The organism is Cupriavidus sp. SIMBA_020 (genome assembly GCF_046535395.1).
Taxonomy (GTDB): Bacteria; Pseudomonadota; Gammaproteobacteria; order Burkholderiales; family Burkholderiaceae; genus Cupriavidus; species Cupriavidus campinensis.
In genome coordinates this window covers 378,937-395,296 of record NZ_JAWRWU010000001.1, presented here as the reverse complement: position 1 = coordinate 395,296, position 16,360 = coordinate 378,937, and the positions used below count along the sequence as shown (strand labels likewise).

Sequence of the window (16,360 nt, the reverse complement as noted above, 5' to 3'; positions counted from 1 at the left end):
CCGGTTGCCGATCGATCGGCAATCGTGTCGCCATGAAAAAAGCCGGCCACTGGCCGGCTTTCCTCCGCTCAGGCCCGCATCGCTGCGCGGCCTGGCTTACATCCCTACGTAGTTCGGACCGCCCGGGCCTTCCGGCGTGACCCACACGATGTTCTGCGTCGGGTCCTTGATGTCGCAGGTCTTGCAGTGCACGCAGTTCTGCGCGTTGATCTGCAGGCGCTCCTTGCCTTCATCGTTCTGCACGAACTCGTACACGCCAGCCGGGCAGTAGCGGCTTTCGGGGCCGGCGTACTTTTCCCAGTTGATGTCCACCGGCACGCTCGGGTCCTTGAGCGTCAGGTGGGCCGGCTGGTTTTCCTCGTGGTTCGTGTTGCTGATGAACACCGAGGACAGGCGGTCGAACGTGAGCTTGCCGTCCGGCTTCGGATACTCGATCTTCGGGCAGTCCGCGGCCGGCTTCAGGTAGACGTGGTCCGGCTTCTCGCGGTGGATGGTCCACGGCGGGTTGCGGATGCCGAGCTTCGGCAGCAGCCATTGCTCGATGCCGGTCATCAGCGTGGCCGTGGTGCGGCCCTTCTTGAACCACTGCTTGAAGTTCTTGGCCTGCAGCAGTTCCTTGTGGAGCCAGCTGGCTTCGAATGCGGCCGGGTAGGCGGTCAGCTCGTCGTGCTGGCGGCCGGCCTGGAGGGCGTCGTAGGCGGCTTCGGCGGCCATCATGCCGGTCTTGATCGCGGCGTGGCTGCCCTTGATGCGCGAGGCGTTCAGGTAGCCCGCGTCGCAGCCCACCAGCGCGCCGCCCGGGAATACCGTCTTCGGCAGCGACAGCAGGCCGCCGGCCGTGATGGCGCGCGCGCCGTAGCCGATGCGCTTGCCGCCTTCGAAATACGTGCGGATCTCCGGGTGCGTCTTGAAGCGCTGGAATTCCTCGAACGGCGACAGCCACGGGTTGGTGTAGTCCAGACCGACCACGAAGCCCACGGCCACCTTGTTGTCCTCCATGTGATAGAGGAAGGAGCCGCCGTAGGTGGCGGGGTCGAGCGGCCAGCCAGCCGTGTGGACCACCAGGCCCGGCTGGTGCTTGGCCGGGTCGATTTCCCAGAGTTCCTTCAGGCCGATACCGTAGCTCTGCGGGTCCTTGCCGGCATCAAGCTGGTACTTGGCAATCAGCTGCTTGCCGAGGTGGCCGCGCGCGCCTTCGGCGAAGATCGTGTACTTGGCGTGCAGCTCCATGCCGAGCTGGAAGTTCTCGGTCGGCTCGCCTTCCTTGTTGATGCCGAGGTTGCCGGTGGCCACGCCCTTGACCGAGCCGTCATCGTTGTAGAGGACTTCGGCGGCCGGGAAGCCCGGGAAGATCTCCACGCCCAGCGCCTCGGCCTGCTGGCCGAGCCAGCGCACGAAGTTCGACAGGCTGACGATGTAGTTGCCTTCGTTGTGGAAGCACTCGGGCAGCAGCGGGGCGCCCTTGGAGCCGGTGTCGTTGAGGAACAGGAACTTGTCCTCGGTGACCGGCTGGTTCAGCGGTGCGCCCAGCTCTTTCCAGTTCGGGAACAGTTCGTTGAGCGCGCGCGGGTCCATGATGGCGCCCGAGAGAATGTGCGCGCCCGGCTCGGAGCCTTTCTCCAGCACGCACACGTTGACGTCGCCGCCTTTCTCCGCCGCCAGCTGCTTCAGGCGGATGGCCGTGGCCAGGCCGCCAGGGCCGCCGCCGACGATGACGACGTCGTACTCCATGGCTTCGCGTGGGCCGAATTGCTCCAGGAGTTGTTGCTGATCCATTGTCTCTAACCCTCTGTTTCTTCTGGGCGGCAATACTGCCGCAGGCTTGCAGCCCGTGATCCGGCAAGGCGGTGGGGGAGCTGCGATTGTGGAGATCTGTGAGGGCCCCGGCCAGGATCTAGGCGTTTTTCCTCTTTCCCTTTAGGGGCCAAGTTCTTAGAATCTCCGGCATTGTCCGGGACTCGACACCCTCAGGCAAGATATTTTTTGGAACGACCGTTCTTTTTTTTGGTATGCTGCCTTTCGCCCAGCAGATGGGGCCTGGCGGCACGCATCGGGCCTCGGCCGGATGCCTCCACACCGAGGTAATTATGGGTTTGTCGATCAATCTGGAAGGCAAGGTCGCGCTGGTGACCGGTGCCTCGAGCGGGCTGGGCACGCGCTTCGCTCACGTTCTGGCCGCCGCTGGCGCCAAGGTGGTTCTGGCCTCGCGCCGCACCGAGCGCCTCAAGGAATTGCGTGCCTCGATCGAGGCCGATGGCGGTAGCGCCCACGTGGTGCGGCTCGACGTGACCGACCCGGACAGCATCCGCTCCGCCGTGGCGCATGCCGAGACCGAGGCCGGCGCCATCGATATCCTCGTCAACAATTCGGGCGTCTCCACCACGCAGAAGCTGACCGACGTGACGGCCGAGGACTTCGATTTCGTCTTCGATACCAACACACGCGGCGCGTTCTTCGTGGCCCAGGAAGTGGCCAAGCGCATGATTGCGCGGGCCAAGGGCGCCGAGAAGCAGGGCAATCCGCTGCCGCAGGCGCGCATCATCAATATCGCGTCGGTGGCTGGGCTGAAGGTGCTGTCGCAGATCGGCGTGTACTGCATGAGCAAGGCCGCCGTGGTCCATATGACCAAGGCGATGGCGCTGGAGTGGGCGCGCCATGGCATCAATACCAATGCGATCTGCCCCGGCTATATCGACACCGACATCAACCATCATCACTGGGAAAGCGAGGCGGGCCAGAAGCTGATCCAGATGCTGCCGCGCAAGCGGCTCGGCCAGCCGGAAGACCTCGACGGCCTGCTGCTGCTGCTGGCGTCCGATGCCTCGCGTTTCATCAATGGCGCGGTGGTCACGGCGGACGACGGCATGGTCTGAGCATCGGTTGAGCGTGGTCTGGGCGTGGTCCGAGGCCGCACTCCAGCGACAAGAATTGCCGAATACCGCACAATCCTGATGCCTGCCCCGCAACGCGCCACAAGCGCGGCGAGGCGGGCGCGTGGGCGAGCAGGGCTTATCCGGTCCCCTGCGCGTCCAAAGTTGTGCCGCGAGAGGCCAGAGTTGGCATAATCGCCGCTGGCTTCGCATGAAGTCCTTACATAAATAATCAGAAATATGCCGCAGCGGCCGCAATGGCCCGACGGCCCGGACCGGAGGCCGGGGGAGATGGTGCAAGACAATGAGGCACGGCGCGACGCCGTGCCGCAACACGTCGTGGATTCGGTGGTCATTCCCGAAGCCGCCGACGAAGCCCGCGACAGTGAATTCCGCATTTCGCCGCGTATCGAGGACTGGATTGGCGTGATCGTCATGGTGCTGCTGGTGGCCATTACGTTCGCCAACGTGGTGGTCCGCTACTTCACCGACGAATCGTTCGCCTGGACCGAGGAGTTCTCGGTCTTCCTGATGATCGTGCTGGCGCTGGTCGCCGGCAGCGCCGCCGTGGCGCGCGACCGCAATATCCGCATCGAGTTCTTCTTCGAACGGGGCAGCGCCGCGCGGCAGAAGCGGCTGGCCATCGTCTCCGCGCTGGGCGTGGCGGTGATGTTCCTGGCGCTGGCGGTGCTCGGCGTGCGGATTACCTGGGATGAATACGCGTTCGGCGAGACCTCGCCCGGCATTGGCGTGCCGAGCTGGTGGTACTCGATCTGGCTGCCCGTGCTGTCCGCGGCGATCGTGCTGCGCGCGCTGGCGCTGGCCTGGCGCAATGTCCGCGCGCTGCGGGCGCTTAGCGAGCAGGGCGGGGAGGGCGTGCAATGACGCTCGTCGCCATTATCCTGTTCGTGGTCTTTATCGGCCTGATGCTGCTGGGCGTGCCGATTGGCGTGTCGCTGGGGCTGGGCGGGCTGGTTGCCATCGGCTTGTCCAACCTCGACACCCAGATGTTCGGCCTGCTGGCCGTGCCGCAGAACTTCTACGCTGGCCTGGCCAAATACCCGCTGCTGGCGATTCCGATGTTCGTGCTGGTGGGGTCGATTTTCGACCGCTCCGGCGTGGCGGCGCGGCTGGTGACCTTCGCGATTGCCGTGGTGGGGCGTGGCCCGGGCATGCTGCCGCTGGTGGCGATTCTCGTGGCGATGTTCCTCGGCGGCATCTCGGGCTCGGGCCCGGCCAACGCGGCGGCCGTGGGTGGCGTGATGATCGCGGCGATGTCGCGCGCGGGCTATCCGCCGGCGTACAGCGCGTCCGTGGTCGGCGCGGCGGCGGCTACCGACATCCTGATCCCGCCATCGGTCGCCTTCATTATCTATAGCGTGCTGGTGCCGGGCGCATCGGTGCCGGCGCTGTTCGCGGCGGGCATGATTCCGGGCCTGCTGGCCGGCGTGGCGCTGATCGTGCCGGCCGTGTGGCTGGCGCGCAAGCACAACATGGGGCATATCGAGGCCGGGCTGCCGCGCCCGCCGTTCTGGAAGAGCCTGCGCGAAGCGGCCTGGGGGCTGGTGGCGCCGTTCCTGATCCTCGGCGGCATGCGTGCCGGCTGGTTCACCCCGACCGAGGCCGCCGTGGTGGCCGTGGTCTACGGGCTGTTCGTCGGCATGGTGATCTACCGCAGCATCGGCCTGCGCGACCTGTTCGTGATCTTCCAGGAAGCGGCCGAGACCTCGGCGGTGATCCTGCTCGTGGTGGCGCTCGCGGGCATCTTCGCCTACGCGCTGTCCACGCTCGGCGTGATCGACCCGCTGGCCCATGCCATCGCCAATTCCGGCCTGGGCGAGTACGGCGTGCTGGCGCTGATCGTGCTGCTGCTGATGACGGTGGGCATGTTCCTGGACGGCATCTCGATCTTCCTGATCTTCGTGCCGCTGCTGCTGCCCATCTCGAATGCCTTCCACTGGAACCCGGTGTGGTTCGGGGTGGTGCTGACGCTCAAGGTGGCGCTGGGCCAGTTCACCCCGCCGCTGGCCGTGAACCTGATGGTGTCGTGCCGGATTGCCCGCGTGCGCATGGAAGAAACCGTGCCCTGGGTGATCTGGATGCTGCTGGCCATGTTCGTCGCCATGCTGATGGTGCTGGCCTTCCCGCCGCTGGCCACGTGGCTGCCCGACTACCTGGGCTATTGATCGAAATCAAACTAGAAACCGACGAGGAGATTCCCGCATGAAACGCCGTGCCCTGATGTTGTCCGTAGCCGCCACGATTGCCGCCGCCGCCCTGGCGCCGGCCGGTGCGATGGCCCAGAGCTACAAGTCCGAGTACAAGATGTCGCTGGTGCTGGGCCCCGCGTTCCCCTGGGGCAAGGGCGGCGAGATCTGGGCCGACCTGGTGCGCCAGCGCACCAGCGGCCGCATCAATATCAAGCTGTATCCGGGCACCTCGCTGGTGGCCGGCGACCAGACGCGCGAGTTCTCGGCCATCCGCCAGGGTGTGATCGACATGGCCGTGGGCTCCACGATCAACTGGTCGCCGCAGGTGAAGGAGCTGAACCTGTTCTCGCTGCCGTTCCTGATGCCCGACTACAAGGCGCTGGACGCGCTGACGCAGGGCGAAGTCGGCAAGTCGATGTTCGCCACGCTGGAGAAGGCCGGCGTGGTGCCGCTGGCCTGGGGCGAGAACGGCTTCCGCGAGGTGTCCAACTCCAAGCGCGAGATCCGCAAGCCGGAAGACCTCAAGGGCCTGAAGCTGCGCGTGGTGGGCTCGCCGCTGTACATCGAGACCTTCAACGCGCTGGGCGCCAACCCCACGCAGATGAGCTGGGCCGATGCGCAGCCGGCGATGGCCTCGGGCGCGGTGGACGGCCAGGAGAACCCGCAGAGCGTGTTCGCCGCCGCCAAGCTGTACACGGTGGGCCAGAAGTACGTGACCACCTGGGGCTACGTGGCCGATCCGCTGATCTTCGTGGTCAACAAGCAGATCTGGGAGTCGTGGACGCCGGCTGACCGCGAGATCGTGAAGCAGGCCGCCATCGACGCTGGCAAGCAGGAAATCGCACTGGCCCGCAAGGGCCTGGTGGAACCCGGCGCGCCGGCGTGGAAGGAGATGGAGCAGCACGGCGTGAAGGTGACGCAGCTGAGCCCGGCCGAGCACGACGCGTTCCGCAAGGCCACGGTCAAGGTCTACGACAAGTGGAAGAAGCAGATCGGCTCGGACCTCGTCGCCAAGGCGGAGACGGCGATCTCCAAGCGATAAACGAGTGCGTCCGGGATTTGCGATGAAACACGTCTTCACCTGCGTCATGCCCATCCGCTGGGGCGACATGGACGCCATGGGCCATGTCAACAACACGGTCTACTTCCAGTACCTGGAGCAGGCGCGGATCGAGTGGTTCCGGTCGATCGGCCGGAACGGCAAGGATGAGAACGGCCAGGGGCCGGTCATCATCAACGCTCACATGACATTTTTGAAACAATTGCGATTCCCGGGCGACATCGAGCTGCGCGTCTACGCGGGCCAGGTTGGCCGCACGAGCTTCGAGACGCGTATCGAGATCCGCCGCACGGACCTGCCCGACGTGATCTGGGCCGAGGGCGGCGCCAAGGTGGTGTGGAGCGATTACGCGGCGGAGAAGTCCGTTCCGGTGCCCGAGGCCATCCGGGCGCTGATCGCCTGATCCGGCGGGGTGCAACGCCCCCTAGTGATTCACCAGCCGCTGCACCAGGTCCACCGCCGTGTGGGCGCCGTACTTCTTCATCAGCCGCGCGCGGTAGATGTCCACCGTGCGCGGGCTGATCGACAGCAGCTTGCCGATTTCCTTGCTGGTCTTGCCGTCCACCAGCTGCGCGGCGATGTCCCGCTCGCGCGCCGTCAGGTCGGCCGTGACCGGCCGCTTCTGCGACAAATCCTCGAAGGTCCAGATTCCTGCCCCAAGCGGCTCGCGCCGGTCCAGCGCGCGGCCGGTGACGTGGCACCAGAACAGTTCCCCGTCGGCCCGCTTCATGATCCGTTCGTCCGAATACATGCCCTTGGTGTTCATGATCGGCACGATGCGGGCGCCGGTGCGCTCGAACTCGTCGGCGGTGGGGTAGAGCACCTGGAAGGACTCGCCCACCAGCGCGTCGCGCGTGGTGTGGAAGATCCGGCAGACCTCGTCGTTACAGTCCTCGATCACGCGCGCGCGTGACAGCACCAGCCCCACCGGGGCGAGCTGGAAGGCGGTCTGGTAGTCGATGGGGGGCATTGTCCCTTATGTACTTTTACGTAATGGCGCTGGCGGCACCCGTTGACGTATGCTTGCGGTCGGCAGCGGATGCCAGCCAGTCACCCGGCTGACAGCCGATTGTACCGTTACAATTTCCCGGCGTGGCGCCCGGCGCCCGTGGGACCAAAATGCCGAGGGACCGCCCCCATCCGGGGAGAATCCCCGCCGGACTACCGAGGAAGGAGCAAACATGAACAAGGTCTACGCCAGCGCCGCGGAGGCGCTCGCGGGCGTCGTGCGCGACGGCCAGACGATCGCCGTGGGCGGTTTCGGCCTGTGCGGCATCCCCGAGGCGCTGATCGCCGCCCTGCGCGACAGCGGCGCCAAGCAACTTACCTGCATCTCGAACAACGCCGGCGTGGACGGCTTCGGCCTGGGCCTGCTGCTGGCCACGCGCCAGATCAGCAAGATGATCTCGTCGTACGTGGGCGAGAACAAGGAGTTCGAGCGCCAGTACCTGGCCGGTGAACTGGAGCTGGAATTCACGCCGCAGGGCACCCTGGCGGAGAAGCTGCGCGCCGGCGGCGCCGGCATTCCCGCCTTCTTCACCAAGACCGGCGTGGGCACCATCGTGGCCGACGGCAAGGAAATCCGCGAATTCGACGGCCAGCAGTACGTCATGGAGCGTTCGCTGACCGCCGACGTGGCACTGGTCAAGGCCTACAAGGCCGACAAGGCCGGCAACCTGGTCTTCCGCCGCACCGCGCGCAACTTCAACCCGATGTGCGCGATGGCCGGCAAGATCACCGTGGCCGAGGTCGAGGAAATCGTCGAAGTGGGCGAGATCGACCCGGACGACGTGCACCTCGCCGGCATCTTCGTGCAGCGTCTGGTGCTGAACGCCACCCCCGAAAAACGCATCGAACAGCGCACCGTGCGTGCCAAGTAAGGAGAGACATCATGGCATGGACACGTGACGAAATGGCCGCGCGCGCGGCCCGCGAACTCCAGGACGGCTTCTACGTGAACCTCGGCATCGGCCTGCCGACGCTGGTGGCCAACCACGTGCCGGAAGGCATGGAGGTCTGGCTCCAGTCCGAGAACGGCCTGCTCGGTATCGGCCCCTTCCCGACCGAGGAAGAGGTGGACGCCGACATGATCAATGCCGGCAAGCAGACCGTGACCACGCTGGCGGGTTCGTCGATCTTCTCTTCGGCGGACTCGTTCGCGATGATCCGCGGCGGTCACATCAACCTGGCCATCCTGGGCGCGATGCAGGTCAGCCAGCGCGGCGACCTGGCCAACTGGATGATCCCGGGCAAGATGGTCAAGGGCATGGGCGGCGCGATGGACCTCGTGGCCGGCGTCGGCCGCGTGGTGGTGCTGATGGAACACACCGCCAAGAAGAAGGATGGCACCGAGGACATCAAGATCATGGCCGACTGCAACCTGCCGCTGACCGGCGTGGGCGTGGTCAACCGCATCATCACCGACCTCGGCGTGATCGACGTGACCTCCGATGGCCTGAAACTCGTGGAAACGGCGCCCGGCGTCAGCCGCGAGGAAATCCAGGCAAAGACGGGCGCGACACTGCTGTAAGCGGATCGCCGCTTACGCGGTTGAAAGCCTGAAAGCCAAAACCCCCGCCAGCGCAAGCCGGCGGGGGTTTTTGTCTTGGGGCGGGGCTTTGGCCTTACTGGGCCACCCAGCCGCCGTCCATGTTCCAGATCGCGCCGCGCACCTGGCGGGCGGCTTCACTGGAGAGGAACACGGCCAGCGCGCCCAGTTCCTCGGGCGTCACGAACTCGCCGGACGGCTGCTTTTCGATCACCAGTTCGCGCTTGGCCTGCTCGACCGGAATGCCGTCGCGCTGCGCGCGCGCTTCCACCTGCTTCTGCACCAGCGGCGTCAGCACCCAGCCCGGGCAGATCGCGTTGGCCGTCACGCCGGTCTGCGCGGTTTCCAGCGCGGTGACCTTGGTGAAGCCGACAATGCCGTGCTTGGCGGCCACGTAGGCGGACTTTTCCGCCGACGCCACCAGCCCGTGCGTGGAAGCCACGTTGATGATCCGACCCCAGTTCTTGGTCTTCATCGACGGCAGCGCGAGCCGCGTCGTGTGGAAGGCGGAGGTCAGGTTGATGGCGATGATCGCGTCCCACTTGTCCGTCGGAAATTCTTCAATTTTCGCGACAAACTGGATGCCGGCGTTGTTGACGAGGATGTCCACGCCGCCGAAGTCGCGCTCGGCGTAGCGCATCATGTCCTCGATCTCGGCGGCGCGGCTCATGTCCGCGGCGTGGTAACCCACCTGGATGCCGCCGCCAGCGCGCGCGATCTCGGCCTTTGCGCCGTCCACGTCACCAAAACCGTTGGCGATGATGTTGGCGCCCTGCGCGGCCAGTGCCTGCGCGATGCCGAGTCCGATCCCACTGGTCGAGCCAGTCACCAGTGCCGTCTTGCCTTTGAGCATGTAAGCCTCCGTCGGGAGTAGGGGGGTGATGTGCTGTGGCATTGTACTCGCAGGGCGTACAATCCTGCTTTGCCCAAACGCCCGGAATCTTCCGGAGCGTGGTCGTAATTCGCTGAGAATTGCGGCCAGCATGCGCCCCCGAAACGCAGTCCCCACCCTCGCAGGGAGTTCAGATGTCTTCCAGCCCGCGCCTCGGCTTCGTTCAGTGCATCAGTCCCGCCGGCCTGCATCGCATGGCCTATCACGAGTGGGGCGACCCGGCCAATCCGCGCGTGCTGATGTGCGTGCATGGCCTGACTCGCACCGGGCGCGACTTCGATACCGTGGCGCGTGCCCTGTCCGGCGACTATCGCGTGATCTGCCCTGACGTGGCGGGGCGCGGGCGCTCGGAGTGGCTGGCCGATCCGCGCCGCTACATCGTGCCGCAATATGTCTCGGACATGGTCACGCTGATCGCCCGGCTCAACGTGGAGCAGGTGGACTGGTTCGGCACGTCGATGGGCGGGCTGATCGGCATGGGGCTGGCGAGCCTGCCAAAATCGCCGATCCGCAAGCTGCTGCTCAATGACGTCGGCCCCCGGCTGGCCCCGCAGGCGGTGGAGCGCATCGGCGCCTACCTTGGGCTGCCGGTGCGCTTCAAGACCTTCGAGGAAGGGCTGGCCTACCTCCAGACCATCAGTGCTTCGTTCGGCCGGCACACGCCCGAGCAGTGGCGCGAGCTGAACGGCGCGATCCTGAAGCCGGTGCAGGCCGCCGAGGGCATGGAATGGGGGTTGCATTACGATCCTGCGCTGGCCGTGCCGTTCAAGGAGACCACGCCCGAGATGGTGCAGGCCGGCGAGGCCGCGCTCTGGGCGATGTTCGCGGCCATCCAGGGCCCGACGCTGGTGGTGCGCGGCGCGCAGTCCGATCTGCTGCTGCGCGAGACCATGGCCGAGATGCAGGCGCGTGGCAAACAGGTTTCCACGGTGGAAGTCCCCGATGTGGGGCATGCACCGACATTTATCGATCCGGCCCAGGTGGCCATCGCCCGGGACTTCTTCCTGGGCACGTGAGGCCGCGCCGGATCCCATCCCGAAATCAATGGAATTGCGATGAGTACCAATGCCCTGAAGCGCGCCCATGTTGGCGCGCGCCTCTCCGAGTACGCGGTCTACAACGGCGTGGTCTATCTGGCCGGCCAGGTACCGGAAGTGGACCCCAAGGCAGACCTGCGCGGCCAGACGCGCGAGGTGCTGGGCCATATCGACCGCCTGCTGGCTGAGGCCGGCAGCGACAAGACGCGCATCCTGTCGTGCCAGATCTTCCTGACCGACGTGACCCGTATCGGCGAGATGAACGAGGTCTGGGATGCCTGGGTGCCGCAGGGCAACACGCCGCCGCGCGCCACCGTCGAGGCGAAGCTGGCCAATCCCGACTACCTGATCGAAGTGGTGGTGACGGCCGCGCTGCACTGATGGTGGATGGTTTGACATGGTGACGTCCACCGATCTCACGAGTCAGGTCGCAGGCGTGCCCGATGCCGGGCTGGTCGAGCGCGCGCTGGCGTTCGTGCGCGAGACCGCCGACGGGGCGCAGCCCGCGATGCTGCCCACCGGCGAGACCGTCCTGTCTCACGCCGAGGGGATGCTGCGCATCCTCGACGGCCTGCGCGTGGACGACGCCGCGCGCGCCGCGGCCTGCCTGTTCGCGATGGCGGCCTTCGTGCCGGACACCGAGCCGCAGATCGAGCCGCGCTTTGGCGAGGAAGTCGCGCGGCTGGTGAAGGGCGTGCGGCAGCTGCTGCGCATCGGTGCCATCGCGGTGTCGCAGACCGATGTCTCGGAATCGTCGAAATCCGAGGTCGCTGCCCGCCAGGAACAGGTGGAGGCGCTGCGCAAGATGCTGCTGGCCTTCGCCCAGGACATCCGCGTGGTGCTGGTGCGCCTGGCGTCACGGCTCCAGACGCTGCGCTGGCTCGCGCAGACCAAGAACATGCCGCTGCCGGGCGTGGCGCGCGAGACGCTGGATATCTACGCGCCACTGGCCAACCGGCTCGGGATCTGGCAGATGAAGTGGGAGCTGGAGGATCTCGCCTTCCGCTTCGAACAGCCGGATACCTACAAGCGCATCGCAAAACTGCTAGACGAGAAGCGGATCGAGCGCGAGAGCTATATCTCGCAGGCGATCGAGCGGCTGCAGTCGGAACTGGCCTCGGCCGGCATCCCCGCCGAGGTCACCGGCCGGCCCAAGCACATCTACAGCATCTGGAAGAAGATGCGCGGCAAGGAACTCGATTTCGCCGATTTGTACGATGTGCGCGCGTTCCGCGTGATCGTGGACGACATCAAGGATTGCTACACGGTCCTCGGCATCGTCCACCATATCTGGCAGCCGATTCCGCGCGAGTTCGACGACTACATCTCGCGGCCGAAGTCCAACGGCTACAAGTCCCTGCACACGGTGGTCATCGGCGACGATGGCCGCGCGTTCGAGGTGCAGATCCGCACGCAGGAGATGCACCACTTCGCCGAATACGGCGTGGCGGCGCACTGGCGCTACAAGGAAGCCGGCAGCAAGGGCTACAGCGGGCAGTTCTCGGCCAGCGAGCGCTACGACGAGAAGATCGCCTGGCTGCGCCAGTTGCTGGCGTGGAAGGACGATGCCGACCACTCGGTCGCGCACGAGGATTCGCCGTGGGAGCAGCTCAAGCATGCGGCCATCGACGACCATATCTATGTGCTGACCCCGCAGGCGCGCGTGGTAGCGATGCCGCAGGGCGCCACGCCGGTGGACTTCGCCTATTACCTGCATAGCGACCTCGGCCACCGCTGCCGGGGCGCGCGCGTGGACGGGGCGATGGTGCCGCTGAACACGCCGCTGCGGAACGGGCAGACCGTGGAGATCGTCGCGGTCAAGCAGGGCGGGCCGTCGCGCGACTGGCTCAATACGGAGCTGGGCTACCTCGCCAGCAGCCGCGCGCGGGCCAAGGTGCGCGCGTGGTTCAACGCGCTGGACTCGCAGGAGACCATCGCGCAGGGCCGGGCACTGATCGAAAAAACCTTGCAGCGCGAGGGCAAGACCGCGGTCAACCTCGACGACCTGGCCAGCCGGCTCCACTTCAAGACCCCGGACGAGCTGTTCGCGGCGGTGGCGAAGGAGGAGTTCAGCCTGCGCCATGTGGAGCATGCGCTGCGGCACCCGGAGGGCGAGGCGCAGCCACAGTTCAACGAGGAAGAAGCCGTCACCAAGAAGAGCCGCGCGACCAGCGTGGCGCGCGGCGCCAAGAGCGGCGTGCTGGTGGTGGGCGTGGACTCGTTGATGACGCAGATGTCCCGCTGCTGCAAGCCGGCGCCGCCGGACGAGATTGTTGGATTCGTCACGCGGGGGCGCGGCGTGTCGATCCATCGCCGCAATTGCCATACGTTCCAGCAACTGTCGTCGCGTGCGCCCGAACGCGTGATCCAGACGGCGTGGGGCAAGCGCAGCGACGCCGTGTACCCGGTGGACATCCACGTGGAAGCCGTGGACCGCCAGGGCCTGCTGCGCGACATCTCCGAAGTCCTCTCGCGCGAAAAGATCAACGTCACCGGCGTGAAGACGCTTTCGAGCAAGGGCGTAGCGCGGATGCAGTTCACGGCCGAGGTCTCGGAGGCCACGCAGTTGCAACGCGCGCTTTCCATCATCGAAGATGTACAAGGGGTGTTGCAGGCGAAAAGAAAGTGATGCTATACTTGCGGCTTCGCTAGGCTCGTAGCTCAGCTGGTTAGAGCACCACCTTGACATGGTGGGGGTCGTTGGTTCGAGTCCAATCGAGCCTACCAACGAATTGCAGTAAAGCAGTAAAAATACGTATTACCCCGTCGGCATCGAAGGCTGGCGTGACGGCAGATCCGATCGACTTCTACAGGCACGGAAACGCATCATGAACAAGACAACTCGAACTACTACCGCTGGTCAGCGACAGTAGTCGAGGTGCGCCTTCGCCCCGGGGTGATCCGGGTAGATTGAGAAAAACGCGGCCTTGGCCGCGTTTTTTTTCGTCTGTCGTTCGCCAGCGGCCTGATAAGCTGCCGCATCGTCCGCGATGCGCGGCAAGGAACAAATGGTGGCTGGCCTCGCCGCTACCGCAGACATTGACTTTGATCCGCCCGCCAAGGCGCAGAATGCTGGCGAGCGGACCCCTCAAAAGGTGCAAGATGATCGCAATCACGCTGCCGGACGGTTCCCGTCGCGAATTTCCCGGCCCTGTCACGGTGGCCGAAGTGGCCCAGAGCATCGGCTCGGGCCTGGCCAAGGCGGCACTTGCTGGCAAGGTGGATGGCCAGCTCGTCGATACGAGCTACCGGATCGACCGTGACGCCGCGCTCGCCATCGTGACGGACAAGGATGCCGATGGCGTCGACGTGATCCGCCACTCGACGGCTCACTTGCTGGCCTACGCCGTCAAGGAGCTGTATCCCGAGGCGCAGGTGACGATCGGTCCGGTCATCGACAACGGTTTCTACTACGACTTCGCCTACAAGCGCCCCTTCACGCCCGAAGACCTCGTTGCCATCGAGAAGAAGATGACGGAGCTCGCCCGCAAGGACGAGAAAGTCACGCGCGAAGTGTGGAACCGCGACGAGGCGGTGGCGCTGTTCGAGTCGATGGGCGAGAAGTACAAGGCCGAGATCATCGCGTCGATTCCGGCGGACCAGGAAATCGGTCTCTATCGCGAAGGCAATTTCGTCGATCTGTGCCGCGGCCCGCACGTGCCGTCCACGGGCAAGCTCAAGGTGTTCAAGCTGATGAAGGTGGCTGGCGCCTACTGGCGCGGCGACTCGAACAACGAGATGCTCCAGCGCGTCTACGGCACGGCCTGGGCGAAGAAGGAAGACCAGGACGCCTACCTGACGATGCTGGAAGAGGCCGAGAAGCGCGATCACCGCAAGCTCGGCAAGCTGCTCGACCTGTTCCACCTGCAGGAGGAGGCGCCGGGCATGGTGTTCTGGCATCCGAAGGGCTGGCAGGTCTGGCAGGCGGTGGAGCAGTACATGCGCGGCCGCCTGGGCGCAGGCGGCTATGAAGAAGTCCGCACGCCGCAGGTGATGGACCGTTCGCTCTGGGAAAAGTCCGGCCACTGGCAGAACTACAAGGAGAACATGTTCGTCACGGAATCGGAGAAGCGCGACTACGCGATCAAGCCGATGAACTGCCCTGGACATGTGCAGATCTTCAACCACGGGCTGCGTTCGTACCGGGACCTGCCGCTGCGCCTGGCCGAGTTTGGCGCCTGCCATCGCAACGAGCCGTCCGGCGCGCTGCATGGGCTGATGCGCGTGCGCGGTTTTGTGCAGGATGATGCACACATCTTCTGCACGGAAGCCCAGATCGTGGAAGAAGCGAAGGCGTTCAACGAACTCGCGTTCTCGATCTATGACGATTTCGGCTTCAAGGACGTGGCGGTCAAGCTGTCGCTGCGCCCGGCCCAGCGCGCTGGCTCGGACGAGATCTGGGACCATGCCGAGGAAGGCCTGCGCCTGGCCCTGCGCGCCTGTGGCGTGGAGTGGGAAGAGCTGCCGGGCGAGGGCGCCTTCTACGGCCCGAAGGTCGAATACCACATCAAGGATGCTATCGGCCGCTCGTGGCAGTGCGGCACGCTGCAGCTGGATCTGGTGTTGCCGGAGCGGCTGGGTGCCGAATACGTCGCCGAGGACAACTCGCGCAAGCGTCCGGTCATGCTCCACCGTGCCATCCTCGGTTCGTTCGAGCGCTTCCTGGGCATCCTGCTCGAAAATCACGCGGGTGCTTTGCCCGCCTGGCTGGCGCCGGAGCAGGTGGTGGTCCTGAATATTGCCGATTCGCAATCGGAATATGCCGAAAGCGTCGTGCAACTCTTGCAAAAACAAGGGTTTAGGGCCAAGGCCGATTTGCGTAACGAGAAAATTACGTATAAAATCCGCGAGCATTCTCTCCAGAAGATTCCCTACCTGCTGGTAGTGGGCGAAAAGGAGAAGGATGCCAATCAAGTGGCCGTGCGTGCCCGTGGCAACGTGGATCTGGGTGTGATGCCCGTCTCCGCGTTTGTGGAACGTCTCCAACAGGACGTTGCCAGCAAAGCCTGAGGGTGATGAGCACGGCTTGTTTTTTTGTCTTCTTGAGGTAACGGAACATCGCTACAGACAAAGGTCACCGTATCAACCGTGAGATCAGCGCGCCGGAACTGCGCCTGGTAGGGGTTGATAACGAGCAGCTCGGCATCGTCAAGTTCATGGACGCATTGCGCCTGGCCGAGGACAAGGACTTGGATCTCGTGGAAATCGCGCCCAACGCGGCTCCACCCGTGGCCCGCATCATGGACTACGGCAAGTTCAAGTATGAGGAAGCCAAGCGCGCCCATGACGCCAAGCTCAAGCAGAAGATCATCCAGGTCAAGGAAGTGAAGTTCCGTCCTGGCACGGATGATGGCGACTACAACGTCAAGCTGCGCAACCTGAAGCGTTTCCTGGAGGATGGTGACAAGACCAAGATCACGCTGCGTTTCCGCGGCCGTGAGATGGCCCACCAGGAAATCGGTGCGCGCATGCTGGAGCGTCTGAAGGCGGACCTGGAGGAGCTGGGTCAGGTCGAGCAGATGCCGAAGATGGAAGGCCGCCAGATGGTGATGGTGCTGGCCCCCAAGAAGAAGAAGTAATTCTCGCGCGGGGCGACGGCCGGGATGTCACGTACATCCCGGCGTCGTGCTGCGCGGAAAACCGTACGTGGTCCCCGTGGCTGCGTACAACAACAAGTGGATGCGGGTCTTGCAAGCGTCGGCGTGAGCCGTCCACCTGCATGCATGTCATAGAGCTGGAGTTT

The 16,360-nt window shown here is 65.1% G+C and carries 15 protein-coding genes and 1 tRNA gene; 13 read left to right on the top strand and 3 right to left on the bottom strand.

Annotation, left to right across the window (positions count from 1 at the left end):
* Positions 1-96: 96 nt before the first annotated feature.
* Complete coding sequence (locus tag SB751_RS01795) at positions 97-1,776, bottom strand: electron transfer flavoprotein-ubiquinone oxidoreductase (protein ID WP_144195892.1); 1,680 nt, start codon at positions 1,774-1,776, stop codon at positions 97-99.
* Positions 1,777-2,087: 311 nt separating this feature from the next.
* On the opposite strand from SB751_RS01795, the gene SB751_RS01790 reads away from it, so the two are divergent.
* The 5 genes from SB751_RS01790 to SB751_RS01770 all read left to right on the top strand — a co-directional run bounded on the left by SB751_RS01790 (position 2,088) and on the right by SB751_RS01770 (position 6,543).
* Positions 2,088-2,873, top strand: a complete 786-nt coding sequence (locus SB751_RS01790; RefSeq protein WP_144195890.1) for an SDR family oxidoreductase — start codon at positions 2,088-2,090, stop codon at positions 2,871-2,873.
* A 288-nt stretch (positions 2,874-3,161) separates the two neighbouring features.
* Positions 3,162-3,755: a TRAP transporter small permease gene (locus SB751_RS01785; RefSeq protein WP_211942943.1), complete on the top strand. Its 594-nt coding sequence runs from the start codon at positions 3,162-3,164 to the stop codon at positions 3,753-3,755.
* Entirely contained in the window at positions 3,752-5,056 is a 1,305-nt protein-coding gene (locus SB751_RS01780; RefSeq protein WP_144195886.1) for a TRAP transporter large permease, read from the top strand. The genes SB751_RS01785 and SB751_RS01780 overlap by 4 nt, the downstream gene beginning before the upstream one ends.
* 37 nt (positions 5,057-5,093) lie before the next feature.
* Entirely contained in the window at positions 5,094-6,122 is a 1,029-nt protein-coding gene (locus SB751_RS01775; RefSeq protein ID WP_144195884.1) for a DctP family TRAP transporter solute-binding subunit, read from the top strand.
* A 22-nt stretch (positions 6,123-6,144) separates the two neighbouring features.
* Positions 6,145-6,543 carry an acyl-CoA thioesterase gene (locus SB751_RS01770; RefSeq protein WP_144195882.1) on the top strand — a complete coding sequence of 133 codons (399 nt, stop codon included), beginning with the start codon at positions 6,145-6,147 and terminating at the stop codon, positions 6,541-6,543.
* 21 nt (positions 6,544-6,564) lie between these two features.
* On the opposite strand, the gene SB751_RS01765 is transcribed toward SB751_RS01770, so the two are convergent.
* Positions 6,565-7,110 (bottom strand): PAS and helix-turn-helix domain-containing protein, encoded by a 546-nt coding sequence (locus SB751_RS01765; RefSeq protein WP_144195880.1) that lies wholly within the window; start codon positions 7,108-7,110, stop codon positions 6,565-6,567.
* Between the two features lie 211 nt (positions 7,111-7,321).
* Between SB751_RS01765 and SB751_RS01760 the strand changes: the two genes are divergently transcribed.
* Together SB751_RS01760 and SB751_RS01755 are read left to right on the top strand one after the other, a co-directional pair.
* Positions 7,322-8,020, top strand: coding sequence for a CoA transferase subunit A (locus tag SB751_RS01760; protein ID WP_144195878.1), 699 nt, complete (start codon positions 7,322-7,324; stop codon positions 8,018-8,020).
* 11 nt (positions 8,021-8,031) lie between these two features.
* Positions 8,032-8,670 carry a CoA transferase subunit B gene (locus SB751_RS01755; RefSeq protein WP_144195876.1) on the top strand — a complete coding sequence of 213 codons (639 nt, stop codon included), beginning with the start codon at positions 8,032-8,034 and terminating at the stop codon, positions 8,668-8,670.
* Between the two features lie 94 nt (positions 8,671-8,764).
* Here the strand turns inward: SB751_RS01755 and SB751_RS01750 are convergent, their stop codons facing one another.
* Positions 8,765-9,541, bottom strand: a complete 777-nt coding sequence (locus tag SB751_RS01750) for a 3-hydroxybutyrate dehydrogenase (RefSeq protein ID WP_144195875.1) — start codon at positions 9,539-9,541, stop codon at positions 8,765-8,767.
* Positions 9,542-9,714: 173 nt separating this feature from the next.
* Between SB751_RS01750 and SB751_RS01745 the strand changes: the two genes are divergently transcribed.
* From SB751_RS01745 to infC, 6 genes are all read left to right on the top strand, one after another.
* The gene (locus tag SB751_RS01745; protein ID WP_144195873.1) at positions 9,715-10,596 is read left to right on the top strand and encodes an alpha/beta fold hydrolase; all 882 of its coding nucleotides are present in this window, start codon (positions 9,715-9,717) and stop codon (positions 10,594-10,596) included.
* 39 nt (positions 10,597-10,635) lie between these two features.
* Positions 10,636-10,998 (top strand): RidA family protein, encoded by a 363-nt coding sequence (locus SB751_RS01740; protein WP_144195871.1) that lies wholly within the window; start codon positions 10,636-10,638, stop codon positions 10,996-10,998.
* Positions 10,999-11,014: 16 nt separating this feature from the next.
* Entirely contained in the window at positions 11,015-13,246 is a 2,232-nt protein-coding gene (locus SB751_RS01735; protein WP_144195869.1) for a RelA/SpoT family protein, read from the top strand.
* 21 nt (positions 13,247-13,267) lie between these two features.
* Positions 13,268-13,344, top strand: a tRNA-Val gene (locus SB751_RS01730).
* A gap of 375 nt (positions 13,345-13,719) precedes the next feature.
* Positions 13,720-15,627, top strand: coding sequence for a threonine--tRNA ligase (gene thrS / locus SB751_RS01725; RefSeq protein ID WP_144195867.1), 1,908 nt, complete (start codon positions 13,720-13,722; stop codon positions 15,625-15,627).
* Between the two features lie 47 nt (positions 15,628-15,674).
* Positions 15,675-16,196, top strand: coding sequence for a translation initiation factor IF-3 (gene infC / locus SB751_RS01720; RefSeq protein ID WP_144195865.1), 522 nt, complete (start codon positions 15,675-15,677; stop codon positions 16,194-16,196).
* Positions 16,197-16,360 lie beyond the last annotated feature (164 nt).

Bases quoted from the DNA above. Each gene is read 5' to 3' on its own strand.
- SB751_RS01795 (WP_144195892.1), bottom strand. From the start codon at position 1,776: ATGGATCAGCAACAACTCCTGGAGCAATTCGGCCCACGCGAAGCCATG.
- SB751_RS01790 (WP_144195890.1), top strand. From the start codon at position 2,088: ATGGGTTTGTCGATCAATCTGGAAGGCAAGGTCGCGCTGGTGACCGGT.
- SB751_RS01785 (WP_211942943.1), top strand. From the start codon at position 3,162: ATGGTGCAAGACAATGAGGCACGGCGCGACGCCGTGCCGCAACACGTC.
- SB751_RS01780 (WP_144195886.1), top strand. From the start codon at position 3,752: ATGACGCTCGTCGCCATTATCCTGTTCGTGGTCTTTATCGGCCTGATG.
- SB751_RS01775 (WP_144195884.1), top strand. From the start codon at position 5,094: ATGAAACGCCGTGCCCTGATGTTGTCCGTAGCCGCCACGATTGCCGCC.
- SB751_RS01770 (WP_144195882.1), top strand. From the start codon at position 6,145: ATGAAACACGTCTTCACCTGCGTCATGCCCATCCGCTGGGGCGACATG.
- SB751_RS01765 (WP_144195880.1), bottom strand. From the start codon at position 7,110: ATGCCCCCCATCGACTACCAGACCGCCTTCCAGCTCGCCCCGGTGGGG.
- SB751_RS01760 (WP_144195878.1), top strand. From the start codon at position 7,322: ATGAACAAGGTCTACGCCAGCGCCGCGGAGGCGCTCGCGGGCGTCGTG.
- SB751_RS01755 (WP_144195876.1), top strand. From the start codon at position 8,032: ATGGCATGGACACGTGACGAAATGGCCGCGCGCGCGGCCCGCGAACTC.
- SB751_RS01750 (WP_144195875.1), bottom strand. From the start codon at position 9,541: ATGCTCAAAGGCAAGACGGCACTGGTGACTGGCTCGACCAGTGGGATC.
- SB751_RS01745 (WP_144195873.1), top strand. From the start codon at position 9,715: ATGTCTTCCAGCCCGCGCCTCGGCTTCGTTCAGTGCATCAGTCCCGCC.
- SB751_RS01740 (WP_144195871.1), top strand. From the start codon at position 10,636: ATGAGTACCAATGCCCTGAAGCGCGCCCATGTTGGCGCGCGCCTCTCC.
- SB751_RS01735 (WP_144195869.1), top strand. From the start codon at position 11,015: ATGGTGACGTCCACCGATCTCACGAGTCAGGTCGCAGGCGTGCCCGAT.
- thrS (WP_144195867.1), top strand. From the start codon at position 13,720: ATGATCGCAATCACGCTGCCGGACGGTTCCCGTCGCGAATTTCCCGGC.